The sequence below is a fragment of the Chloroflexota bacterium genome (assembly GCA_009840355.1).
In the GTDB taxonomy this organism is placed as follows: Bacteria; Chloroflexota; Dehalococcoidia; order Lucifugimonadales; family JADFKI01; genus Bin90.
Window position 1 is genome coordinate 21,520 of sequence record VXNZ01000013.1, and the last position, 24,973, is coordinate 46,492.

A 24,973-nucleotide genomic window follows, 5' to 3' on the forward strand; every position below is an offset into this window, starting at 1 on the left:
TCTCAAGGCATACACTATCCGGCAAAAGACGGCAAGCGAAATATGACAACGCTCCCCCGGAAATCACACAGCAACGACGACAGCGCTCTGTTGAAAGCAGAAGGGCTGACTAAGCTTTTCCCCGTCGAAAGCGGGAACTGGCTCAAGCGCAGCCACAGCTTCGTGCATGCCGTTGACGGGCTGAACTTCGAGCTGGGTAGGGGCGACAGCCTAGGGCTTGTCGGCGAATCCGGCTGCGGCAAGACAACGACCGGCAGACTGTTAGTGCGCCTGACCGACCCGACGGACGGACATATCATCTTCGACGACGGCGCGGGCGAACCAACGGACATCGCCACGCTGTCGGGTAAGGCGCTCAAGGCATTCCGCAGACGAGCGCAGATGATATTCCAAGACCCATACGAGTCCATGAACCCGCGCCGCACAATCTTCGACACAGTAGCGGAGCCGCTCCGGACGCAGGGAATGGGCAATCACATCGATCGCATGGACGCGGTGTCGCATATGCTCGAAATGGTCGGGCTGACGCCTGCGCACGCCTTCCTGTTCCGCCATCCTCATGAACTATCCGGCGGTCAGCGGCAGCGCGTCGCAATCGCGAGGGCGCTCGTCGTAGAGCCTGCGTTCGTCGTCGCGGACGAGCCTACATCAATGCTCGATGTGTCTGTCAGAACGGGCGTCATGCGGCTGATGGAAGACCTCGCAGGCAGGCTCGGCATCAGCTACTTGTACATCACGCACGACTTGGCGGTCGCGCGCTACATGTGCGATCGGATAGCGGTGATGTATCTTGGCAAGATAGTGGAGATTGGAGAGACCGAGAGCGTGCTGCAAAGTCCGCGCCATCCGTACACGCGCGCGCTACTGTCCGCCGTGCCGGTGCCGCAGCCGGGCGTATCGCGCGCTCCGGTGAGCATTAAGAGCGGCGTTTCCGTGCCCATCGACCCACCGCCCCGCTGCCGCTTCTATGACCGCTGCCCAATAGCCGACGACTTCTGCCGCGACAATGTGCACCCGCCGTTGGAAGGCGAAGATGCGCATTTGGCGGCTTGCTATAAGGCGTAACGACTCGTAGCAATTGCCCGAAATTGCCCTTGATGGGATGCCAGAGAATCACGCGGGCAGGCTGAAGTACTTAGCCGCTACCTTGTCCGCGAAGTTCTGCCCCATGATCTTGTAGCCTTTGGCGTTCGGATGCAGGTCGTCGGGAAGCAGGTGCGCTAAATCTGCGTTGAATAGCTCTAGTCCGCTGACATAGTGAAGGTTGCGGTCTCCCCTGCCCTGCATGGCAGAGACTGCTGCTGCGGCTTCCTCTCGCATGTCGTCTAGCGTGAAACCGACGCCGTTTAGCGTATCCTCTCGGCCCGGCGAGTAGATTGACGATATGACCACGAACGGCGTGTCCGGGTGCTTTTCGCGCACGATTTGCACGAAGCCGATGATTGCCGATTGGAATGTGCGCGGGCTAAGGCTGTCCGAGCCGTAGATGTTGATGCCGACCTTCATCGACAGGAAGTCCGCTGGCAAGTCGCGCATCATACGGGCGACCATCGGCTCTAAGTGACAGTTGCCTCCGTAGCCCAAGCAGGTCAGGTTCAGCCCGCGCTCTCGCGCCGCAAATGCGGGCCAAGTGTTGCTGGGGCTGCCCGCCGCGCGACAGTGCGTGATGGAGCTGCCGTATGTTACCCACTTCGGTCGCGTATCATCGTATGGGCGGATACTCGCGCCGTCGGATATTGTGAGTGAGCGCAGCTTAAACTCAGCGTGCTGCGGCAACCAAAGTTCGAGAAGCTTGTCGCCTACCGTCAAACCATCGAAGCGGAACTCCGCTTGCTCCACCATCTCGCGGCTGCCAACGAACTTGCCGTCGCAGTACAGATCGATGCCGATGTACTCGCCTTCAGGATCGGCAGGCTGTGGCACGACATTCCCCGCGACGATTTCCGTATCGCTGTGGAACGCGAGCCGTACGCCCGCGGGCATCGCCGCACGCTCTCGCAGCGCGTCCGCCGGGAACAGCGCAAGCTCGTCATACGGCAAGCGCCACGGCATACGCCAGTCGTCCGTGTCATCAAAGGATATTGCGCCGTGCCAACCCAGCCGAGCGTCGTTCGGGCGAAGTTGCTGCGTCATCTGCGTGTCCTCCTGTCGTTACTTCAAGTACCAATTAACAGGATTTACAGGATAGGTAGGTGAATTCCCTCCCCCTTGATTGGGGGAAGGCATGATTCAGTATGGTTGCGCTTACGGCTGATTGCGGTTCAGGAAGGCGCGAACCTGCGCTATCGCTTGCGTTTTCGAGGCTTCGTCTTCCTTCCATGGGTAGGCGGTGCATTCGGCGTTTGGCGCGAGCGCGACCATCGCCATCGCGGGTTCAAGAGCGTGCGATGGCGTGTCGTCAGGCATCACCAGCAGCGGCGTCTCGCAGGTAGTCGCGAACTCGCGCGATACGGTGTACATAAAGTCCGGCTGGATGCGATACAGGTTGTGCAGGTACTGATGGACAATTTCCATCGTTACGTCATCGCGGTTGGCGCACAACTCGGGCCCCCAGACGTCGTGCCCGGAGTCGTACATGGCATCGGGCGTTTCAGTGGAATGCCCGACCGGCTGGCATAGCACAGCGGCGGCGATGCGTTCCGGCGCGCGCTCGATGAGCTTCATCGCGAACGGCCCGCCAATGCAAAAGCCCATGAAGGCGAACTTGTCTATGCCGAGATGGTCCATCAGTCCGAACTGGTCGTCCGCGAAGGCGCCCCAGGGGTCTTCGATCTGCACCGGCCCGGTGGATTCGCCGCCGTTCGCGTTGCGCTGATCCATCGTGATGCAGCGGAAGTCGTCCTTGAACTCGTCCATCGCGTTGAACACCTGCCCTGGCCAGCCCGCGATTGTGGAGTTCAGTCCTCCGCCCGGTGTAACCAGCAGTGGGAATCCCGAACCGGCCTCTTCATAGTGGATAGTAACGTCGCCCTTAGTATAAAACGGCATTTGCTCGCTCCCTATTGCTTTCAATTGCTTTCAGTATCGAAACCATTGGCAATTGTATCTTGACAACAGGGCGTGTCAAGTTAAAGCGCGACAAGTGAGACTGTAAGGACAACGGAAGTGGAAAATGGTGGGCGATAGAGGACTCGAACCTCTGACCTCTTGCGTGTAAAGCAAGCGCTCTAACCATCTGAGCTAATCGCCCGTGCGGTGCGCGCCATCGAGATGTGGCGGCCTGTGTGCGGGCGGAATTGCGGTTAAAGAAGGGAGTGGCGCGCTTGGCGGGACTCGAACCCACGACCTCAGCCTCCGCAGGGCTGCGCTCTATCCAACTGAGCTACAAGCGCTTGAAGTAGGGACTCCTGCTGGCGAATACGGAACTTGGTTCTGGTGCCGAAGGAGGGATTCGAACCCACACATCCGTAAGGATACTACGTCCTGAACGTAGCGCGTCTTCCGTTCCGCCACTTCGGCACGCTGCTGACACTTCGCCATCCGGTCATCTGCGTCAGATGGTGGGCGATGGAGGACTCGAACCTCCGACCTCTTGCGTGTGAAGCAAGCGCTCTAACCATCTGAGCTAACCGCCCTGGAAATACGCCGCGCGTCATCACCAGTCAAGCGAACTACTGAATTATAGCAGATTATCGACTTAGTGAGAATAGTGCCGTCAATTCGGATAGCGTTTCCATTCAGGTGGTTTGAATAAGAACCCCGTTCGTCCTGAGCCTGTCGAAGGACGAGAACTCGGGGCGCGTGGTTCGACAGAGCCTATGCTGAACTTGCTGAAGCGCTCACCACGAACGGTAGCAAAACACTCTTGAACACCTAGAAGGAAACGCCATCGTTTCAAGTTGAGATGTTGATTCGCCGTATGTTGTATGATACGCAATACTAGAATCATAAGAATTGCAACCACACAGCGGCAACAGGAGGAATCTCACTTGGCTAACTTGCGATTCGGCGCTTTTTTGGCGCCACACCATCCCATCGGCGAAAACCCTACGCTTCAGTTTCAGAGCAACCTTGAGCTGGTCGATCTGCTTGACCATCTTGGCTACGATGAGTTCTGGTGCGGCGAGCATCACTCTACGGGCTGGGAGATAATCGCATCCCCTGAGCTGTTCCTCGCTGCGGCGGCGGAACGCACGCAGCGCATCAAGCTCGGCACGGGCGTTGTCTCGCTGCCGTATCATCATCCCTTCATGGTGGCGCAGCGCATGGTGCAACTTGACCACCAGTCTCGCGGTCGCGTGATATTCGGATCAGGCCCCGGCGCACTTCCATCAGACGCCCACACGCTCGGCATAGACCCCATGCTGCTGCGCGACAGGCAGGACGAAGCAATGGGCATCATCCGCCGCCTCTTCGAGTCGCACGAGCGTTTCAGCTACGAATCCGAGTGGTTCAAGCTGCGAGATGCCAAGCTCCAACTCAAGCCACTGCAAAAGGACATGGAGTTCGCCGTTGCGTCAATCGTGAGCCCGTCCGGTATGACGCTTGCGGGCAAGCACCGCGCCGGAGTGCTCTCCATCGGTTCGCTGACACAGGACGGCATCAGAGCGCTGCCCCTGCAGTGGAGCTTTGCCGAAGAGTCCGCCGCCAAGCACGGCAACACGGTTGACCGCAAGAACTGGCGTATCGTGCTGAACTGGCACATCGCTGAGACGAGAAAGGAAGCGCGTGAACAGGCGAAGCACGGCTTGATGCGGCACAATAACGAATACACCATCGGCACGCTTGCCGGCGGCGTCGGCACCATCTACGATACTCCCGATGAAGCCGTGGACGGCGTCGCCTTCTCCGAGCTTAGCACCGCAGTCATTGGCACACCCGACGACCTCGTCGCCAGAATACGCGAAATGATGGAGATTACGGGCGGCTTCGGCTGCGTCATCGGGTTCGTCCATGACTGGGCGAATCGCGAGAACACGCGCAGAAGCTGGGACATGGTTGCCCGCTATGTCATCCCGCAGGTCAACGGCTTGCTGGACGACTACTTCGAGTCTCACAGGTTCGTAACCGATAACCGCGAGTATTGGGACAGGGCAGGCCAAGCCATCAGGACCAAGATTGACGAGAACACGCGCGCCGCAGAAGCGTTAGCCGTAGATGAAGCCGCAGGCAGAGAGGAAAGACTAACGGCGCGTTAGCGGTGAACCTCGATGCGGTAGGGAGCATCACGCGCCATTGCGATAGGATGGGTGCAAAATAATCCCAAGTCCCATACATCACACCCAATCAATCCCGATACACAACACACGACATATCCCATGAAAATCCACCTAATCGACGGCACCTACGAACTCTTCCGCGCCTATTTCGCCATGCCCAAGTCAACCGGTCCCGCCGATCAGCCGACCGGCGCGGCGCGTGGTCTATTGCAGACGCTGCTATCATTGCTGCGCCAAGACGATGTTACGCATATCGCCTGCGCCTTCGACAGTGAGATTTTATCGTTCAGGAACGACCTGTTCGCCGGCTACAAGACGGGCGAAGACACGCCGAAGGACTTGAGGGCGCAGTTCGAGCTGGCGGAGCGCGTGGCGAGTACGCTGGGGCTGGTCGTCTGGCGAATGATGGAGTTTGAGGCGGACGACGCCATAGCAACAGCGGCGTGCCGGTGGGCGGACGACCCCGCCGTGGAGCAGGTGGTGATGTGCTCGCCGGACAAAGACTTGGCGCAGGTCGTGCGCGGAAGCAATGTCGTGAGCCTAGACAGGCGGCGTGACCAAGTGATAGACGAAGCGGGTGTCATCGATAAGTTCGGCGTGTCGCCCGCGTCGATACCTGACTATCTCGCGCTAGTCGGAGACTCCGCGGACGGCATACCCGGCGTACCACGTTGGGGCGCCAAATCCACCGCGCAGGTGTTGCAACGCTACAAGCACATCGAAGAAATCCCCAACGATGCTAGCGAGTGGGACATCAAGGTGCGCGGCGGCAACACATTGGCGCGCAATCTGTCCGAGAAGCGGGAATTAGCGGCGCTGTACAAGCAACTCGCCACGCTGCGCCTTGATGTGCCAATCAGCGAATCGTTGCAATGCTTGGAGTGGCAAGGCGCAAGAAAGTCAGACTATCAAGCGCTATGCGTAGAATGCGGCTTCGACAGGTTCATAGACTCGCCGCACAAGTGGCAGGAAGACGGCGCGACATCATAAGGGCAGTGTGGGCGGTGGTACCCCCGGAGGGACTCGAACCCACGCACCTGGCTCCGGAGGCCAGTGCTCTATCCGCTGAGCTACGGGGGCATACCCCAAATATAGCAGTTGCCGGCTGGCATAACAAGGAAGTGCGGCAATTTAAGATTCCTCGCTCTGCTCGGAACGACAGTTTGCGATGGCTCATCATGACAATGATGGCGCGGTGAGTGGTGAAGTCGTTCAGAACCGTCCATTCACGAACCCGCCTACGATTCTACTTTGGAACGCCCGCAACTGGTTCGATCACCGACGCAGTTATGGCACACGGCGAGTCGAAACGCGGTTTCGGGGGTGTCCAAATTGAACAATCTTCAAATATCAGTTCATGAAAATGCTTGAACTTTTCGCCGAGTATGGATAGCATTGTCGTCAGTGTTAAGGGCGCAGGCATATTCACACAGCGCGAGTTACCGATGAATGCCCGCGCACCGGCTGGAGATTGACAAAGGGTCGTCAAGGTATTGACAAGGCTACACGGCGGGACTATCATTGCTATCGCTGTTGAGCATCGCAAAAGACGCTCGTGATGTTGGACAGAATTGACGATAAATCTGATATACTTCGATAAATATCAAGCGTAGGACTTTTATAAGAAGAGGGGGTCAAATGACGTACCGTTTCCCTTCGCAGGGTAAAATACTTACTCTGCTGCTTTCCATCTCAGTGGTTCTTCTATTAGCGTGCACAGCAGGTCCGCAGGGTCCGCAGGGTCCCGCGGGACTTCCTGGCATTTCCGGCGCTCCCGGCTTGCCCGGTCTGCAGGGCGTTCCCGGTCTTCCGGGCATCTCCGGCCTACCCGGTAATCCTGGCAACCCCGGCAATCCTGGTCCTCCAGGTCCTGCCGGTCCTCCAGGCCCTCCGGGTCCCGCCGGTGTGGACGGCGTTTCGCCTCAGGCGGCGCTCGCTCTTGACTCCGACCTCGTATCCGTGAACGGATCGCTGACCGTAGATGGCTCCGGCTTCCAGCCGAATGAGCCGGTCGCACTGCTCCTGATAGTTGACGGGAACTTGCAGCCATTCCTAGGCGGCGGCACTCGGGCGCAGACTCAGGCGAACCCGGGAGGCAACTTCACCTTCACGGTTGATGACCTCGGCGCGGCGTTCCGTGGCAACACTGGTGCCCGTGTGATGGAAGCCTCCAACGGCGGCTCCAATAGCCTCGCAATCTACGCGAGCGGCGCAGACGGCAGCAGGGCAAGCGTGCCCATCAGGGTTGTAGGCTCCGGCGGCATTGCCTCCGCACCTAGCATTGCGCTCAGCAGTAACATCGTGGAGATTGACGGCACGGTTACGGTTATGGTCGCAGGCTTCATGCCTGGCGAGTTCGTAACAGTCGTAGCGTCCGGTGCGTCCGGCGGCGATGACAGGGTGCTAGTTGGCGGCCCAGCCAATAGCTTCGGCGCACTCTCACTCGACGCAGCGATAGGGCTGGATCCGGATGTGTACACCATAGAAGCGATGGGTCAGCCCGTCGGCGGTATGCAAGCATCCGTAACCGCGCCTCTGTCCGTGGTAGAAGAGAAGTAATTCCTTCCCCGCCACAACAGGCATAACGTAAAAGAGAAAGCCCTCCGTCAACAGAACTGACAGAGGGCTTTCAGTCGTTACTACTCCGATTGCTTATATTTCGGCTTGAAGCGCGTAACTGCTCCGAGGAAATTGTCAATTGAGTTGACGATGGCATATGCCCCTTCCAAGCGCGCGTCAAAGTTCCCTCAAAGCATTCAAGGCAAGCTTTTGCCACGAGCAAGGCACCTTCTCTTATATGCCTCAATAGCGTCCGCTGGCGTCTGTGGAGTCTTGTCGGTCATAGGCTAGACGACGGCTTGAATTCCAGCCCCCTTGATACGCTATAGGGATATGCATTTGCTTTTGTACCCGATATGGGAAGGCTAGGCTGCTGGTGAAGAGCCTCTGAACTCCCGCCAAAGCTGCATCAGACCAAGCCGTCGCCACAGTCAAAGCGCTCGCGCATTGCTCCTGCTGTCAGACACTATCACCGCAAATTTACATCTACCGCGTAATCACCGCTCCCGCGCCGGTACACCAACCACCAGCGCATTGTCCGGCACATCCTTAGTAACGACTGACCCCGCGCCCGTTGACGCGCCATCCCCTACGTTTACCGGCGCGACTAGCATCGTGTCGCTGCCGATGAATGCGTTCCTGCCGATGACGGTCTCGTGCTTGGATTTGCCGTCGAAGTTGCAGGTCACCGCGCCGGCGCCGATGTTTACATATTCGCCTAGCGTGGCGTCGCCCACGTAGCTGAAATGCCCCATCTTCGTGCCGCGACCGATGCGGCTGTTCTTCACCTCAGCCGATGTGCCGATATGTACGCCGCTCTCGATGCGCGCGCCGCCACGTATGTGGCTAAACGGCCCGACATCTACGCCGGCCGCCAGCGTTGAATCGCGCACCACAGACGACAATATCTCGCAGTTGTCACCGATGGTCGCGTTCTCGATTATGGCGCTTGGCCCGATAGTGCAACCGCTGCCGATGACCGTCTCGCCCTTGATATGCGTGTTGGGCAGCACGATCGTGTCCTGCCCGATCGATACGCCGCAGTCGATGTACACGCTCGCCGCATCCGGCATAGTTACACCATCTAGCATCATACACTCGTTGATGCGGCGGCGCATTACGGCTTCAGCCTGCGCGAGCTGTGTGCGGTCGTTCACGCCCATCGTCTCGTGCGGATCGTTCGATGCGCCGTCCGATGCGATTGATGCCACAAGCAAGCCTTGCGCCGTTGCCGCTCCGATGATGTCCGTCAGCAGAAGTTCACCGTTCGGCGCGGGCGTCAGATTCGCAAGATTGTCCCACAGCCAGTCCGTGCGGAAGCAGTAAAACCCGCTGTTCACCTCGCTTATTGCGCGTGTCTCTTTGTCCGCATCTCGCTCCTCGACGATTGCGCGAATGCTGCCGTTATCGTCGCGCACGATGCGCCCCATGCCCTTCGGGTTTGCGACCTGCGATGTGATGAGGGTAACGACCGCGTCACTGTCGATGTGCCGTTGTATCAGAGCGGCAAGGGTCGATGCGCGAATCAGGGGAACATCGCCATAGAGCGCCAGTACATTGTCTGCGCCGCGCATCGCGTCTTGCGCCTGTAGCAGCGCGTGTCCTGTGCCAAGCGGCTCGGACTGCTTGGAAAATCGTGTCGTATTGCCCAGCGCATCGCGGAAAGGTTTATCGTCCGGCGGCACGACAAGCGTGATGTCGTCGATGCCTGCATTCCTGACGGCGCCCATTACGAGCAGCAACATCGGCCTGCCGCAGACTTGATGCAGTGGCTTTGGCGTGCGCGATTTCATGCGCGTGCCCGTCCCCGCGGCTAAGACTACCGCGCCAAAGTTTCTTGAACGCTTGCGTGAATCAGCCAAGTTCTAACTCACATCGATGGGCATATTGATGGGATGAATAAGTCGCTAGTCTGTCGCCTTGCGGCGTGGTGGCGTGGCGAACAGCGAGATTATAGCGGTTACGATGCCGATGCAGCCCGCCGCGATGAAGAACGGCATGTAACTTTCGTCGCTGATGTAGTCGAAGACCAGCCCCGGAATCATCACGCCGACCGCCTGGCCGAATGTGGTGAACGGCTCCGTTATGCCACGAATCGTGCCAAGCGAGCGCCTGCCGTAATAATCCGCGTAGGCGACCGGTGGCACGGTAAGCATGCCGCCCAACCCGAAGCCGAACAGCGCGGAGTACGCCAGGGCTTCGACCGCCGTGTTCGTCGTGGTAAACAGGAATGACGCCGCCGACATCACTAGCGCGACTGCCATCATCACGAACCGTACCGGCGCCTTCTCCACAATCCAGCCCCAAACACCACTTCCCACGCCGAGGAAAATCGCGTTGAAGCTGATGCCAAAGCCGGCGGTTACCGTGCCAAGCCCCTGATCTTGGAAGAACGCTGCGCTGTGCGTGTTCGTGCCCGCTTGCATCAAGAACAGCAAGCCCGTCGCGAACGCGAACAGCCACAGCGTTGCCGTGCGCCGCGCCTCTGCGGAAGTCCAATCCGGCTCTTCCGAGGCGTCAACCTGCGGCGCGCCTTCTGTGTTGTCGTTCGCAGGTTCCTCTTCGTCGCCGTCGGGACGCAATCCCAACGACTCCGGGCTATCGGAGATTAGCAGCGCAACGGGCAGAAGCGCGACTACGAACACTAAGACGCTGAGCACAAACCATGCATCCCGCCAACCGCTCTGCGCGATGACGAACGACGCAATCAGCGGGAACAGCGTCATGCCGACCGAGTGTGTTATGTTCAGGATGCCGTTCGTCCTGCCGCGCAGCCGGATGAACCAGCGCGACACCACAACGGCGGCGCCAATCTGTACGGGGCTGGAAAATATGACGCGGCCGGTGCCGTAGCCGATGTAGAATAGCCAAGGTATAGTAAAGCCGAGCAGCGTCAGCGTTATATCCGACCAGCGCAGCAGCATCGTCGATATGCACAGCACGATGACGCTCGTGGTGAGCACCGCACGCGCGCCGTATCGGTCTATCAGCCAGCCAACGAGGGGAGATGCAAATGTCGCAGCGAGTCCGCCTGCCGCCGCCGCGCCGGAAATCAGCGTGCGACTCCAGCCGAGTTCCTCAGACAGCGGATAGACGAATACGGCGATTGTGAGGCTCGCTGCGGCGTTGCGCACGAATATCGCGCTGCCGGCGGCGGCGAGAATCACCCAGCCGTAGTAAAAGGGAGTGCGGTTTGCCAGTCGCTGCTGCATACGCCGCCTGTAGCATCGGAGGTCTATCTGAACGATGGGATGCTACCACTTTGCGAATGCAAGCGTCAATGTTACCTTAATCGAGAAGGCCTTATTCAGGAAGGCCCGAGTCGGGAAGAATTGAAAGGGCAGGGTGAATGATGGACAGAGAAACTATAGAGACGCTGATTACCGACATACTGGGCTGCGAAGGGATGCTGTTGGTGATAGACTCCGGAGGCGCGGTGAGCGAGATGCACGCGCCGCCGACAATTACTGCTGAATTTGCGGGCAGGTGGGCGAACATCGAAGCAGGCGAATGGCACATCCATCTCGACATGGACAGCATCGCCGGCGCGCAGTTCGTGGAAAATTCCAACCACGGGCACGAATCTATGATGGCGAAGTTGTACTACCTGCGTTTCTCGGACGCGGACGAATCCACTCTGCTGCGATTCTACTTCCCCAACCCATGGTTGGACGAAGACGAGCGCCCGACCGAATTCCAGCCCGAGCGCCTGCGCGTGTTCGAAGACTTCCGAAGCCGCTACACCGGCAAAGATGGTATAGTCTTCGTCCAACGCACCGCCGACGGCGACATATATCACAATGATTAGACGTGGCAGACGGAGAAATCACTCACAGTCGGTTGGCTTAACGGACGACTAGGACTAACACCCAATAGGTACGGACAATGAACGGCGAAATCAGCGGCAACGAACACACCTCCAGCCCTCTAAACGGCATACGCATACTCGACCTAACGCAGGTGCAAGCCGGTCCGTCGTGCACACAGCTGCTCGCGTGGCTTGGCGCGGATGTGATAAAGGTCGAACAGCCGGGCGTCGGCGACCGCACGCGCCGCGAGAGGGCGACTGCTCCCGATATTGACAGCTTCTACTACTTGGTGTTCAACGCGAACAAGCGCAGCCTCACGCTGAACCTGAAGTCTGACGAAGGCTGCGACATATTCAAGCGGTTGGTGGGCATGTCCGATGTCGTCGTAGAAAACTACGGACCCGGTCGAATGGAGCAATTCGGCTTGGACTATGACACGCTGCGACAGGCGAATCCTCGCATTGTCTATGCCACGATCAAGGGCTTCGGGACATACGGACCGTTCGCGCACATCAAGAGCTTCGAGCACATTGCGCAAGCGATGGGCGGCGCGATGAGTGCAAACGGCGATACCGGCGGCGAGCCGATATTCGTCGCGCCGGGTGTGGGCGATTCCGGCACCGGGCTGCACTGCGCCATCGGCATACTCGCCGCACTGCGACAGCGAGACAACAGCGGCGAAAGTCAGCGCGTAGAGGTGTCCATGCAAGACGCGGTGGTCAACCTGATGCGCATTCGTATGCTAGACACGCTCGCGGATGGCAATCCGCTCGTGCGTAGCGGCAACCGTATCTGGGGCGCGCCGTCGATGATATTTCCCTGCCATCCGGAAGGACCGGACGACTACATCGCGCTAGTATTGAGCGGCGATTCGTGGGACACGATTCTCGCCGTCGCCGGACGCGCCGAGCTAATCGGCGATGAACGCTACACCACCGACGCCGCGCGCCGAAAGCATGCTGCCGAAGTCGAGCAGATAATATCAGGCTGGACACGCACGATAACGAAGCGCGAAGCTATGGACATCCTCGTGCCGCTTGGCGTGGCGTGCGGTATGGTGCAAGACACGCGCGAAGTGCTGAACGACAAGCATCTGCAAGTGCGCGAGATGGTGCTGCAAATGCAAGACGCCCAGCGCGGTGAATACACAGCGTTAGGCAACCCAATCAAGCTCGCATCCAACAACACTGCCATCAACCCGCCGCCACTTCTGGGCGAACACTCCGCCGAGCTGCTGAACTCGCTGCTGGGCATTGAAGATACTGAACTGGCAGGATTACGCGATAGAGGTGTGGTGTAATGGTGAAAGTGGGCTTTGTATGTGAGCCCCCCATCCTGGCCTTCCTCTAAAGATTGAAATCGCAGACCTTTCTTCCAATTCCGATAAAGGGCTTATTCAACAACCGTCCCGCCCAAGATCTTTCTGTTGTCACTCAGAACGAAGTGAAGAGTCTAAAATCGCTGTGTAAAGAAAAGGCAGTCCATAGACAGCGATTTTAGATTTCTCGCTTCCCGCGAAATGACATGGCAGAGCAACGCAATAACCGAAAGCCCCTGCGTCCCGCCCGCCTTTACTTGTCAGGGGATTAGTGCAAGTGCTACTATTGGGCAATGCATGTCGCGTCTGCGCGGCTGTTAAGGTTCGCTCTCATTTAAGGAGTTGTGCACGAATTGGGAAGCATTAATGTCGCTATTATCGGCGTGGGTAACTGCGCCTCCTCGCTGGTGCAGGGCGTCTCCAAGTACGCTGGTGCATCCAATAACGAAGAGATTCCGGGGCTGATGCATCCGGTGCTCGGTGAATATGGCGTGGGGGACATTAACTTTGTCGCCGCGTTTGATGTGGACTCGAGCAAGGTCGGGCTGGACCTGTCCGAGGCTATATTCGCCAAGCCCAACAACACCGTCAAGTTCCAGGATGTGGAGCATACCGGCATCACCGTGCAGCGCGGTATGACGCACGACGGCGTTGGCAAGTATATGTCGGACATCATCCGCAAGGCGCCGGCGCCGACGGATGACATCGCGGGCATTTTGAAGGAGCGCGAGGTCGATGTGGTCATCAACTACCTGCCCGTCGGCTCCGAGCAGGCAACGAAGTGGTATGTGGAACAGGTGCTCGCGGCTGGCTGCGGCTTCATCAACTGCATCCCTGTGTTCATTGCCGCCGGCGAGGGCGACTACTGGCAGCGCAGATTCCGCGAGGCCGGCGCGCCGCTAATCGGCGACGACATCAAGTCGCAGGTAGGCGCGACCATCATTCACCGCGTTCTTGCGCGGCTCTTTATGGACAGAGGCGTTCAGCTCGACAACACATACCAGCTAAACTTCGGCGGCAACTCCGACTTCTTCAACATGCTCGAACGCGAGCGGCTGTACAGCAAGAAGGTCTCCAAGACCAACGCGGTTACCTCGCAGGTTGACTATGACCTGCCGGACGACAATGTGCATGTGGGTCCCAGCGACTATGTTCCGTGGCTCAGCGACCGTAAGTGGGCGTACATCCGACTGGAAGGCACCAGCTTCGGAGATGTGCCGCTGAATGTCGAATTGAAGCTCGAAGTGCACGACAGCCCGAACTCCGCCGGTGTCGTGATAGATGCGATTCGCTGCGCCAAGATTGCTAAGGACAGGGGACTCGGCGGTCCGATACTGGCGCCATCGTCGTATTTCATGAAGTCGCCGCCGGTGCAGTACACCGATGACGAAGCGCGCCAAATGCTTGAAGACTTCATCGTCGGCAAAGACGACAGCTAGCGAGATGATTTTCCATCAATTGGGTATAGGTAGCAACAGGTAAAATTACAGTTCCTCTTGCCCTTCCCCTTGATGGGGAAAGGTCAGGATGGGGTGAAGACACAACGCGAACGAAGGGAAGGGCTTTGCGGCAAATGGAAGCTCATCGCAAAATAGCGCTTGTGTCGCCTTACGACCATGCCTTTCACGGCGGTGTCGCCGACCACATCAACAGCCTTGCCGCGCAATTCCGCGAGTGGGGGCATACGGTCAAGATTGTCGCTCCGTGCAAATCCCCTGATGCGATCGACGACGACGACTTCATCCCGATGGGCAGGGCGGTTCCTATTCCGAGTGGTGGGTCTATCGCGCGCGTGTCGTTCTCCGTCTGGCTTAAGCCGCAGATAAAGCAGATGCTCGAACGCGAGGCGTTCGATGTTGTGCACTTCCACGAGCCGTTCGCCGGTCTAATCAGCAAAGACATGCTCAGCCTGATAGACCCGGCGGAATCCACGGCAGTCGGCACATTCCACACATACGAAGGCACGCATCTGTACAAGATTGGCGCGAAGCATCTCGCAATGCCGTATTTTCGTATGCTGCAAGGACGCATCGCAGTGTCGCGCCCGGCGTACGACTTCATCAGCCGCCACTTCCCCGGCGACTACGACATCATCCCCAACGGCATTCAGGTAGACGACTTCGCGGACGCGCAGCCGTTCGATCACCTGAAAAACGACGGCATGCTGAACCTGCTGTTCCTCGGCCGGCTGGAAAAGCGCAAGGGCCTGAAGTACCTACTCGGCGCGTACAGCAAGCTCAAGTGGGACTGGCCCAACCTGCGGCTATTGGTCGTGGGCGGCGGCAAACCAGACGCCGATTCGTTGCGGATTATCAGCGAACGCAACCTCAAAGACGTGGTGTTTCTTGGGCGCGTGTCGGACGAGGACAAGTTCCGCTATTACAAGACCGCCGACATCTACTGCGCGCCTGCGACGGGCAGGGAGAGCTTCGGCATAGTGCTGCTCGAAGCGATGGCGGCGGGCGCACCGATAGTCGCAAGCGGCATCGAGGGTTATTCGAGCGTCATCAAGCACGGCAGCGAAGGGCTGCTCGTTCCGCCCAAGGACGAAGGCGCGCTGGCTAACGCGATTGCATCGCTGCTGCAATACCCTGAACTGCGGCGCAAGCTTTCCACGGCCGGCACAATGAATGTGCAGGACTATCGCTGGGAGCGTGTGGCGCGGCGCGTGATGGACTGCTACGACGCATCCCGCGAGGCATGGCTGGAATCCGAGTCGCGGTGTGCCGTAGGTATGCGCGGGTAAGCGGATTGCGGATAAGCAGACGGGAGATAGGCAAGCGAATGAACAGAGCCGCGGCGCGTGAGATGCTATCGACTTACTTAGAACGCCCGGTAACGGGTGTGCTCGCCAAGATGGGCGTATCCCCGAACATGGTTACCTTCGCAGGGCTGCTTGGAGCCGGCGTGAGCGCGTGGCTGATAAGCGAAGGGATGCTGTGGGCAGGCGGCGTGGTAATGCTGCTCGCCGGAGTGCTAGACCTGTTCGACGGCTCACTAGCTCGAAGCACGGGCAAAGAATCGCCGTTCGGCGCGCTGCTAGACTCCGTGGTTGACCGCGTATCCGAGATTGTTGTACTGCTGGGCTTGCTAATCCACTACGCCCGCAACGACTCGTTAGAAGGCACGGTGCTGGTGTATCTAGCAGTAGGTGGCTCGGTGATGGTCAGCTACCTGCGCGCGCGTTCCGAAGGTCTGGGCATAGACTGCAAAGTCGGTATAATGACCCGCCCCGAACGTGTAGCGGCACTAGGCGCAGGCATGATAATCTCGCACTGGTTCCCCGCCGTGATGCTAGTAGTGCTAGGCATAATCGCCGCCCTGACCACGCTGACAACGGCGCAGCGCCTAATCCACACCGGTCGCTCGCTGAGCGCAGGGGATTAGACTCAGACGGCGCTAATCGCTCTCTGAATGCTAAATGGCGTAAGTAGGTTGATAGGCGTGAGAACGGACCTCCGTCGCAGACCTACCGCCAGCGCGTATTCCTCGCAAACGATATCGGCCGCATTTCGCCGGAGACTCTTGTCAGCGTTGCGCCATAGAGGAATATCATTCCGCCGACATAGGTCCACATCAGCAGCACAACGAATGACGCGATGGGCCCATAGACCACATTGCGCTGCGTTGCCACGCCTGTGAACCAGAAGAACATGTGCTTGCCTATCTCGAAAATCACTATCGCTACCAGCGCGCCGAATGTCGCGTCTCGCCACGACACGGTTGCGTTCGGAAGATGGTGATACACGACCGTGAAGATGAATGCGTTCAGCAGCACAGGAATGAGCGTGGACAGCACGCTCAGGATTATCGCTATCAAGTTCGTGATACTCCAAGGCGTTACCGACAAGGCCAGGCTGATGTTGATGGCGGTGTGGAAGAACGCCGTCAGGAATATGGACAGCAGGAAGAGCAGCCCAAGCACCGTTGCGACGGCCATTTCGATGAATGTAGATTCCAGTACATTCTGGTTTTCGATGCCGAATATCCTGTTCACCGAGCGGTGCGCCGCCCGGAACATTCCGTTCGCGCCGACCATTATGCCGATGACCGCGATTATACCGAACGCTACGGAGCCGGTGAGCAGGTTCGTCAGCGCGAACTGTATGACCTCTTCGATAATCTCGGATGATGCGGGGAAGTAGTGAATCGCGGTGGTCTCAATCCAGACGCGGATGACTTCCGGGTTGATGAGCAACGCCGCGCCGACTATCAGCAGGGCGATGAGCGGGAACATTGCCAGGATGGTGAAGAACGACAGCGACGCCGCGAGGTCAGTTCCGCCCGCCCTATACAGAATTGGCACGGACTTCATCATCGCCTTGATTCGCCATGCGCCTTCGGTCGGCGTCAGTTCGCTGGCGAGCAGCGTTTCGATGTGCGGCATGCGGCGCTGAACGCGCGGCGGCAGATCGACGTTTGGGTTGGTCGCCGTGCGTATGACGGCTTCGCGCACTTTCTCGCCGCAAGGTCTGCTTATGCGATATGCGGCGTCCACGCCTCCGGTCGCCGCCGCGATGACCACCTCGTCGCCGATGTCAAGGTTACGGCATGCCTCAATGAACACGGCGTCCACAGAGTTCGATGCCACTTGGGCAATCTTCGGAATATCCGGATCGGCGCCGGCTGCGCGCGCGATGAGCAAGCTGGTAGCGTCTCGCGTGGCGGTCACGACGTCACCATCCGTCGCCGCAACGCCCGATATGACGCCGCGGATGGTCGAACGTGTCGCCGCGCCGACCTCGCTGCCTGCTTCTGCAAAACCTTCGACCGCGCCTTCGACTGCGGCGGTTATCGCCTCCGCATCGTTGAATCCGACCGAGTCCGCGCCGACGATAGCGCCCGCCACGACATCCCTGCCGGCGTCCGCCACTGCTGACTCCGCGCCATTCTCACGGCTGCCGCTGATGCCGCCCGCCACGATGTCGCGCATGGCGGGTCCGGTAACGGTCATGACCTGTCCGGCGCCTTCGACCACGCCCACGACGGCATCGCGGACGAACGCGCGAGTTTCGCCGCCCATAGCGCCGAGCGCCTGCATCGCGCCCTCGACAGCATCACGCGTGCCTGCACTCGCCCTACGCCCGACATTGCGCGTCCCGTTGACCGCCATTATGGCTGCAAAGCGCATCACCGACCGCGTGGTCTCACGCCGGCGCGCGCTGCCGTTCCGGCTCAGCGGCTCCTGCGCGCGGTCAACCACGCGTTCTATGGGCTGTTCGGTGTTCAATTCGTTGCCCGTCCGTTTATGTCAGCCATATGAGTCGTGCCTGCAGCAGCAGCCCGAAATGCAGTCCTTCTTCCAGTCAATGCGCAGCATCAAGCGCGCGCATACCCTCATATCAAAGAATGTATCCGTGCGGCTAGCGTTATCATACCAGATTTATGCCAACTTAAACCCAAATTTGCATGCCTTACATTTCCCAATTTGCAGCACGCCAAATAATGCAAGCGCACCTTATACGTATGATGCGTCCAAGCTGTCGCCCGTTGCGAAGCAGCATCACTTGCGAATCCAAGAGCCCCTTCCCCAATCAAGGGGCTGACAGAGGTATGTATCCGGGTATCCCAGGGATCAGGATGGCAGATTATCTTCAAGCAGGGCGCTGGCTGTGGACAGTATTCGGGAAACAACCATGTCCGTTTTCGGATCCTGCCATTGCGCAGCAGGCGGCGTAACTGGGAAGGTCTAATGTGTGGCAGAAAGCACTCTATCATCCGCATTATCTGGTAACATTTGGTCGGGAGGAGCATGGCTTCTGGCTACCTTTTTATGTGCTAACAAAGTGATGCCACAATGCCATGCGTTATCCAAGTTCTAACAATTGTTTTGTACTTTAAGACGATTTCACATATCCAATTTATACCTGTCATTTTGAGCGAAGTGAGAAATCTAAAAATCGAAAACAGGTTTGCATGCAACGATCCCTGCCTTCGCAGGGACATGCTTCAGATTCCTCACTGCGTTCGGAATAACCACAACATTAGTGTCTTGTGAAATTGTCTCTTGTACTTTACATACCCCTGTCATCCCTTGACGGGGTAAGGTTAGGACGGGGCGCCGCCATCCCGCCATTCATTTTGTATTCACCATCATCGAAAGTCAGTTAGAATATGATGGAGCCGCCACAGTAGCGCGCAAAGCCAAGTTGGAGACTGAATCGACAATCAAATGCTGAAATTCTTCCGCCGATCAACGCAAGAGACCAAGACAAAGACCGCGCAAGCCGTCAAGCGATCCCGGCAGACATTCTTCGGGCAGATGACCGGGCTGTTCCGGCGCGGGCAGATTGACGACAGCCTTTGGGACGAACTCGAAGAGCTGCTCATCTCCGCCGATTTGGGCGTGGCGACGACTTTCAAGGTTATCGAACGACTGCGCGACCAGGTTCGAGATCGCCGCATCTCCGACCCGCAGGACGCGCTCGTGCTGCTTCGCGAAGAGTTGCTGTATCTCGTAGATTTCGATGATACCGACCAAGCACTCGAAGTTGAAGAAAAGCCGCTCGTCATCCTTATGGTCGGCGTCAACGGCGTGGGCAAGACGACCAGTATCGCCAAGCTGACCAAGCTCTACCAGGACGAAGGCAAGAGCGTGCTCATCGGCGCAGCGGACACATTCCGCGCCGCCGCCATCGACCAGATTCAGGTTTGGGGTACGCGCCTCGATGTCGATGTCGTCGCGCACCAGCAGGGCGCAGACCCGGGCGCCGTCGCGTTCGACACGCTGCAAGCAGCCCGCGCTCGCGATGTGGATGTGGTCATCATCGACACCGCCGGTCGCTTGCACACCAAATTCAACCTGATGGAAGAGCTGAAAAAGATGCAGCGCGTGCTGTCGAGGCAAGGCGCGGATTCGCAGCGGGTATTGCTTACCATCGACGCCACCACCGGGCAGAACGGCTTGATACAGGCGCGCGCCTTCACGGATGCGGTCGATTGCGAGGGGGTGCTGCTCGCCAAGGTGGACAGCTCGTCCAAGGGCGGCGTAGTCTTCGCCATCGGCGACGAACTAGACTTGCCTGTGCTCTTCATCGGCACCGGCGAGCAGCCCGACGACCTAGCCCCCTTCGACTCGGAATCATTCGTGGAGAGTTTGTTCGCGGACGACTGACGGGATCTAACAGGATATACAATGTTTTTTGACACTGCCATTGCGTAGCATTATTATCGTGCAGTGAGCAGATTCAGAAACAGAGACACCGAACGGCTTTTCAACGGTGAGCTCAGTCGACGCTTGCCGCCTGACATCCAGAAACGGGCGCGAATAAGGGTTCAGCGGGTAGCTGCGGTGCGAAGCTTAGTATCTCTTGCCAACCCGCGCTCCAACAGACTTGAAGCCTTGCAGGAAATCGTAGAGGCCAGTACAGCATACGAATCATCGACCAATGGCGCGTATACTTTCGGTGGACACAATCCGGCGCCACAGAAATTGAAGTAACAGACTACCACTAGGGAGAATTACAAATGTGCGACATTAAGTTCATTCACCCCGGTGATCATCTGGAAGAGTTCCTTGAAGACCTGAACATCACCCAGTCCCAGTTCGCCTGTGTCCTAGGCGTCACGCCATATCGCGTCAGCCAAATCATGAACCGCCACGCCCCAATCACAGCGGACATCGCGCTGCGAATTGCGAAGGCGTTCAGCACGGACGCCGAAATGTGGCTGAACCTCCAGCAAATGTACGACCTGGAAGTCGCGCGCGCAACCGTTGACGTCAGCAACATCGAGCCACTGTACGAGCCGCTGCCCGACAACTGGACGCCGCCGCTCGAACCTGAAAGACCGGAACATGCCGAACAATGCCAAGAACTGGCAAGCACGGCCGCGACAAGAACCTAGCGCCATATCGACACACCGAACCCGCACACTGATAAACTTACCGACTGAAACACTAAAATAGGAGGCACACCCATGACCGCTACAGCCACTATCCGAGACCGGTATGGACTCGAACTGACCACGACATCGCCTGCCGCTGCAGAGCACTATGTCGAAGGCGTTGACCTGCTGCTGGAGCAGTGCTACGGGCCGGAGCAGCGCTTTCAGCAGGCTGTCGAGACGGACGAAGGCTTTGCGCTCGCACACGCCGCGCTCGCCATGACGCAGCTGTTTAAGGGCGCCGCCGCAGACGCCAAGACAAGCGTCGCCGAGGCGAAGCGCCTAGTCAAAGGCGCGACCCGCCGCGAGCAGCAGCATGTGGAAGCGATGTCGCTTTTCATCAACGGGCACGGCCCACAGTCGCTCGCCGTCATCCTTGAAATGCTCGACGAGTTCCCGCGAGACGCCCTGATGATGCGCGTATCCAACCGCTTGTATATGCTCGGATGCAGCGGCGCCGGCGTGAAGAACTTCCCCAACGAACTCTACGCGATGCTGAGCAAGCTCGAGCCGAGCTACGGCGACGACTGGGCATTCCTAGGGCAGTACGCCTTCGCGCACCACGAAGTCGGACGCCTCGACGAATCGCTATCCCTGGCGGAACGATCACTCGCGGCGCGCCCGACCAGCGGGCACGCATCCCACTCGGTCGCGCATGTCTATTTCGAGCGCGGCAACGCGGTGGACGGCGGCGACTTCCTCGGCAACTGGCTGAAGGGATACGACAGCCGCGCGCCGTTCCACATCCACCTGTCGTGGCATCAGGCGCTGTTCGAGCTGGCGCAGGGCAAGTACTCCGACGCCGTCAGCCTGTACCAGAATGTCATCCGCCCTACGGTCGTGGAGAAAAGCGCGTCGTCGCTGCAAGACAGCACGTCTCTGATGTGGCGACTGCGGATGTACGGCGGCGTCAACCCACCCTACCCTATCGAGGAAATCAGCGAGCAGGCGTCCATGGCTGCGGTTACGCCCGGACCTGCATTCCGAGATGCTCATGCTGCGCTGGCGTTCGCCGCAAGCGGAGACGAAGAGCGGCTTTCCAGCGTGAAGAGCCGCCTGCGCGAACTCGCATCCAACGGAGACGCGCTCGCCAAGGAGATAACGCTTCCGCTTGTCAAGGGCATCAGCGCGTTCGCGCAAGACCGCTACGAAGACGCCGCGCGCCATCTGGAGCCGGTGTTCCCGCAGCTCGCGCGAATTGGTGGCAGCCACGCACAGCGCGAAGTCTTCGAGGACACACTGCTAGAGGCGTACATCCGCGCCGAGCAGTATGACAAGGCGGAAGACATGCTGCGAGAGCGTCTCAATCGCCGCTCCTCCGTGCGCGACAGCTACTGGCTCGCCCGCGCAAAGAGCAACAACGGCGCGGAGACAGAAGCGCAGAACACGCTGAAGATGGCGGCGCAAGAGTGGCAGAACGCGGATGCGGAGTCGCCGGAGATTAGGGCGCTGAATAGCTTGGTGAGTGGGGAGTAGGACGAACAAAAATCCCTTCCCCTTCGTGGGTGATGAGAGCAACCAAAAGTTCCTTCCCCCTTGATGGGGGAAGGGCTAGGATGGGGGTGAAATATGTGCCTACCACCACTTCTTGCAAATGTCTTCAACGTAAATTAACCCTTGTAACCCACCCAGCCTTTGCTAGAATGGGTGGCTGACCAAAAACGAACACGCCTTCACACAGGACGATACGCGCATGCTCACAGGTATAGGACTGCGAAACTTCAAGGCATTCGGCGACGAAATGCAGGAAGCGCCGCTGTCCAAAATCACGCTGATTTATGGGCCGAACTCCGGCGGTAAGAGTTCAATTATTCAGGCGTTGCTGCTGCTGAAGCAGTCGCACGAAGGACACTACAACCAAGGGGCGATGGAGTTAATTCCTCGTGGAAGGTACGCGGACCTAGGGAGTTTCCCTTCTCTGATACACAAGCACGATATAGACTTGGAACTTGGCATAAAGGTTGAATTTGATGCGGAGGAACGGGCACTCACACGCTCGTTACCAATTCCGACTCGTCGAAACCGTTCTTTCCGTTTCCGGAAACGCTTTACGGAAGGCTTATCTGGTTGCGTTGACCTGATTTTTGTTGCGGAACCGTCCGACGATTCCGATAGCAAAGATTCATCAGAATTGTCGTCAGTTGGGTATAGATTGACTCATGACTACAATGAAGGAATGGCACTCGACATTCAGTTGGAGTTGGAACGGAATTTTGCCGAGCCTTCGGACAATGGTGATTCGCTTGAAACGCCAAAATTCAACTGGCAAAATTCCGATTCTATAGATTCTTTTGCTAAGTTCGCCGCTGAAAATCTCACGTCTCTAATTCGCCATGACAGAGATGATGTGGCACAAAATTCTATGACCCGAGCTGAATGGTCCAGTCTACTGGAAAATTCATCTGTTGAAACGGCTCTCTACGCATACGGATTACCATATACAATAAGGCCTTTCATTGAAACGGGTACATTTACACCACGTTCGAATCGACTGACAATACCTCTTATGGCAGACTATCGGTATAATATGGATAGAATCACGTACTTAGGGCCATTGCGTAGCTATCCTGAAAGGCTTTATACAGTCTCTGGTGGAGGAAGAGAATCTACAGGTATTCGTGGTGAATTCACTCCTCACATTCTTCACTATAATCCTAGCAATGTTGTAGGAAGTGTGAATGAGTGGTTTAAGAAGTTCCGAATCTCATACGAGCTTGACACCTCACCATTGGGATCCCCCGAACTAGCGGGAGAACATATCACTATCGCACTTAAGGATGAACACACGAAAACACGTGTTACTCTTGCCGATGTAGGGTTTGGAATAAATCAACTCCTGCCTGTGATAATCGAAGGCATCGCTTCGCCGGAGGATTCGATTATCTGTGTCGAACAACCTGAGATACACATTCACCCTAGGTTGCAGGCGCATCTAGCCGATCTTATGATTGACACCATTGCGGACGAACCCGTCAAACGCAAGCAATGGATTGTGGAGACGCACAGCGAACTGCTCATTCTGCGTCTACAGCGCCGCATCCGAGAAGGGGAAATCAACTCCGAAGATGTTTCCGTGCTGTATGTCAATCCAGGGCAGAACGGTAGCACTATCGAAGTTCTCCGTCTTGATGAAGAAGGCGACTTTATAGATGCGTGGCCTCATGGCTTCTTTGATGAAGGTTTCAACGAACTTATGGATGCATAGGTGACGAACATGCTGGTAAAGTTCGCCATTGAGCCTGATGCAATAGACGATTCTGGTAAGGCATCTGCTCACATTAAACGCTTGGAAAAGCAGTGGGCGTACTGCGGCATTCTAGCGTTCCCTCCATTTGAGGACAGATCATCCATCCATACAAAGGTTGCAAGTTTGCAACAAGGCCCAAGCAAATCGTGGACAACATTGTGGGAGCAAGTGATCAAAAGCCGCAAAAATACGAATGCCTACCGCTGGCTTTCTATGAATGAGAAAGCCAATTTCTCTTGGGAAAAGATTCTAACGTGCGATGATTTAGGAAGGCATAGCGATAAATTCGAGGTCGCAATCGTGAAGGAATCTCGCGCGGAATTACTAGGAATACCTGACGGCGAAGGCAAGTACTGTGGCGATGTGGAAGGAATTAGATTGTCTGAAATCGACATGTCTGAAAAATTCAAACGAGCCGAAGTCTTGGGTAAAGGACATATCGAAATCGATACATCTGTAGATGCCCTATGGAAAGAACGATTTCAGAGTCTCGCACAACATTCGAAAGATGTTGTGATTGTAGATCAACATGCTTTAGTACACGATGATAACATTGCTGGGTTGTGTCGATTCCTTAAATATCTTGATAGAGACTCTAATGGCTGCAATGTTACGATATATTCAGCCCCTAGAAAACTGCGCCAAGATAGAAAAGAAACAGTGTCTGACAGGCGAGAGAACATCAAGAAAGAACTGAAAGATATGGTTGCTTATCTCAATGCCAGCGGAATCAACAACATTGATGTACGCCTGCGTGGTCAGAAGGGTTTCAGTGTGTATGCACACGACAGACACATACGGTTCGATAACAATATTTTCAAAATAGGGAGAGGAATGGACGTCTTCAATTTTGGAGTGGTAAAGAGACGTACAGATTTCACACACATATTGGACCACGCGGTAAGTGATAGTAAGGAATATGACTTGGGCAAAAAAGCTCACAAAATCGCCGACTTCGCCATCTCCATCGGCATGCCCACTCCCTAACCCCCTACAC

At 57.3% G+C, this 24,973-nt stretch carries 19 protein-coding genes, 5 tRNA genes and 1 pseudogene; 15 read left to right on the top strand and 10 right to left on the bottom strand.

Annotated features, from left to right (window positions below; genetic code table 11):
- The first annotated feature begins 42 nt into the window (after positions 1-42).
- Positions 43-1,065: an ABC transporter ATP-binding protein gene (locus tag F4X57_03470; protein MYC06226.1), complete on the top strand. Its 1,023-nt coding sequence runs from the start codon at positions 43-45 to the stop codon at positions 1,063-1,065.
- A 48-nt stretch (positions 1,066-1,113) separates the two neighbouring features.
- Here the strand turns inward: F4X57_03470 and F4X57_03475 are convergent, their stop codons facing one another.
- The 6 genes from F4X57_03475 to F4X57_03500 all read right to left on the bottom strand — a co-directional run bounded on the left by F4X57_03475 (position 1,114) and on the right by F4X57_03500 (position 3,575).
- On the bottom strand, positions 1,114-2,133 hold the full coding sequence (locus tag F4X57_03475) for a GDSL family lipase (GenBank protein MYC06227.1): 1,020 nt from the start codon (positions 2,131-2,133) through the stop codon (positions 1,114-1,116).
- Between the two features lie 111 nt (positions 2,134-2,244).
- Positions 2,245-2,988, bottom strand: coding sequence for an alpha/beta fold hydrolase (locus F4X57_03480; protein MYC06228.1), 744 nt, complete (start codon positions 2,986-2,988; stop codon positions 2,245-2,247).
- Between the two features lie 125 nt (positions 2,989-3,113).
- Positions 3,114-3,190 (bottom strand) — tRNA-Val (locus F4X57_03485).
- A 65-nt stretch (positions 3,191-3,255) separates the two neighbouring features.
- Positions 3,256-3,332 (bottom strand) — tRNA-Arg (locus F4X57_03490).
- A 41-nt stretch (positions 3,333-3,373) separates the two neighbouring features.
- Positions 3,374-3,459, bottom strand: a tRNA-Leu gene (locus F4X57_03495).
- 39 nt (positions 3,460-3,498) lie between these two features.
- A tRNA-Val gene (locus tag F4X57_03500) sits at positions 3,499-3,575 on the bottom strand.
- Between the two features lie 354 nt (positions 3,576-3,929).
- Here F4X57_03500 and F4X57_03505 point away from each other — a divergent pair.
- Positions 3,930-5,138, top strand: a complete 1,209-nt coding sequence (locus tag F4X57_03505; protein MYC06229.1) for an LLM class flavin-dependent oxidoreductase — start codon at positions 3,930-3,932, stop codon at positions 5,136-5,138.
- A gap of 120 nt (positions 5,139-5,258) precedes the next feature.
- Positions 5,259-6,149: a flap endonuclease gene (locus tag F4X57_03510; protein MYC06230.1), complete on the top strand. Its 891-nt coding sequence runs from the start codon at positions 5,259-5,261 to the stop codon at positions 6,147-6,149.
- A gap of 15 nt (positions 6,150-6,164) precedes the next feature.
- On the opposite strand, the gene F4X57_03515 is transcribed toward F4X57_03510, so the two are convergent.
- A tRNA-Arg gene (locus tag F4X57_03515) sits at positions 6,165-6,239 on the bottom strand.
- A gap of 558 nt (positions 6,240-6,797) precedes the next feature.
- On the opposite strand from F4X57_03515, the gene F4X57_03520 reads away from it, so the two are divergent.
- Complete coding sequence (locus F4X57_03520) at positions 6,798-7,718, top strand: collagen-like protein (protein ID MYC06231.1); 921 nt, start codon at positions 6,798-6,800, stop codon at positions 7,716-7,718.
- A gap of 497 nt (positions 7,719-8,215) precedes the next feature.
- Here the strand turns inward: F4X57_03520 and glmU are convergent, their stop codons facing one another.
- Together glmU and F4X57_03530 are read right to left on the bottom strand one after the other, a co-directional pair.
- Positions 8,216-9,511, bottom strand: a complete 1,296-nt coding sequence (gene glmU, locus F4X57_03525; protein MYC06232.1) for a UDP-N-acetylglucosamine diphosphorylase/glucosamine-1-phosphate N-acetyltransferase — start codon at positions 9,509-9,511, stop codon at positions 8,216-8,218.
- A 114-nt stretch (positions 9,512-9,625) separates the two neighbouring features.
- Entirely contained in the window at positions 9,626-10,930 is a 1,305-nt protein-coding gene (locus F4X57_03530; protein MYC06233.1) for an MFS transporter, read from the bottom strand.
- Positions 10,931-11,067: 137 nt separating this feature from the next.
- On the opposite strand from F4X57_03530, the gene F4X57_03535 reads away from it, so the two are divergent.
- From F4X57_03535 to F4X57_03555, 5 genes are all read left to right on the top strand, one after another.
- Positions 11,068-11,526: a hypothetical protein gene (locus tag F4X57_03535; GenBank protein MYC06234.1), complete on the top strand. Its 459-nt coding sequence runs from the start codon at positions 11,068-11,070 to the stop codon at positions 11,524-11,526.
- Between the two features lie 77 nt (positions 11,527-11,603).
- On the top strand, positions 11,604-12,827 hold the full coding sequence (locus F4X57_03540) for a formyl-CoA transferase (protein MYC06235.1): 1,224 nt from the start codon (positions 11,604-11,606) through the stop codon (positions 12,825-12,827).
- Between the two features lie 371 nt (positions 12,828-13,198).
- Positions 13,199-14,284 (top strand): inositol-3-phosphate synthase, encoded by a 1,086-nt coding sequence (locus F4X57_03545; protein MYC06236.1) that lies wholly within the window; start codon positions 13,199-13,201, stop codon positions 14,282-14,284.
- Positions 14,285-14,418: 134 nt separating this feature from the next.
- Positions 14,419-15,591: a glycosyltransferase family 4 protein gene (locus F4X57_03550; protein ID MYC06237.1), complete on the top strand. Its 1,173-nt coding sequence runs from the start codon at positions 14,419-14,421 to the stop codon at positions 15,589-15,591.
- Positions 15,546-16,232 carry a CDP-alcohol phosphatidyltransferase family protein gene (locus F4X57_03555; protein MYC06238.1) on the top strand — a complete coding sequence of 229 codons (687 nt, stop codon included), beginning with the start codon at positions 15,546-15,548 and terminating at the stop codon, positions 16,230-16,232. The genes F4X57_03550 and F4X57_03555 overlap by 46 nt, the downstream gene beginning before the upstream one ends.
- Positions 16,233-16,314: 82 nt before the next feature.
- Here the strand turns inward: F4X57_03555 and F4X57_03560 are convergent, their stop codons facing one another.
- A complete protein-coding gene (locus F4X57_03560; protein ID MYC06239.1) occupies positions 16,315-18,075 on the bottom strand; it encodes a YihY/virulence factor BrkB family protein in 1,761 nt (586 codons plus the stop codon).
- Positions 18,076-19,017: 942 nt separating this feature from the next.
- On the opposite strand from F4X57_03560, the gene ftsY reads away from it, so the two are divergent.
- The 6 genes and pseudogenes from ftsY to F4X57_03590 all read left to right on the top strand — a co-directional run bounded on the left by ftsY (position 19,018) and on the right by F4X57_03590 (position 24,963).
- Positions 19,018-19,959 carry a signal recognition particle-docking protein FtsY gene (ftsY, locus tag F4X57_03565; GenBank protein MYC06240.1) on the top strand — a complete coding sequence of 314 codons (942 nt, stop codon included), beginning with the start codon at positions 19,018-19,020 and terminating at the stop codon, positions 19,957-19,959.
- Between the two features lie 153 nt (positions 19,960-20,112).
- Positions 20,113-20,300: pseudogene (locus F4X57_03570) on the top strand (plasmid maintenance system killer protein).
- A gap of 12 nt (positions 20,301-20,312) precedes the next feature.
- Positions 20,313-20,690, top strand: a complete 378-nt coding sequence (locus F4X57_03575) for a HigA family addiction module antidote protein (GenBank protein ID MYC06241.1) — start codon at positions 20,313-20,315, stop codon at positions 20,688-20,690.
- Positions 20,691-20,762: 72 nt separating this feature from the next.
- Complete coding sequence (locus F4X57_03580; protein ID MYC06242.1) at positions 20,763-22,205, top strand: tetratricopeptide repeat protein; 1,443 nt, start codon at positions 20,763-20,765, stop codon at positions 22,203-22,205.
- Between the two features lie 217 nt (positions 22,206-22,422).
- On the top strand, positions 22,423-23,934 hold the full coding sequence (locus F4X57_03585; GenBank protein ID MYC06243.1) for a DUF3696 domain-containing protein: 1,512 nt from the start codon (positions 22,423-22,425) through the stop codon (positions 23,932-23,934).
- 9 nt (positions 23,935-23,943) lie between these two features.
- On the top strand, positions 23,944-24,963 hold the full coding sequence (locus tag F4X57_03590) for a hypothetical protein (protein ID MYC06244.1): 1,020 nt from the start codon (positions 23,944-23,946) through the stop codon (positions 24,961-24,963).
- Positions 24,964-24,973: the final 10 nt, after the last annotated feature.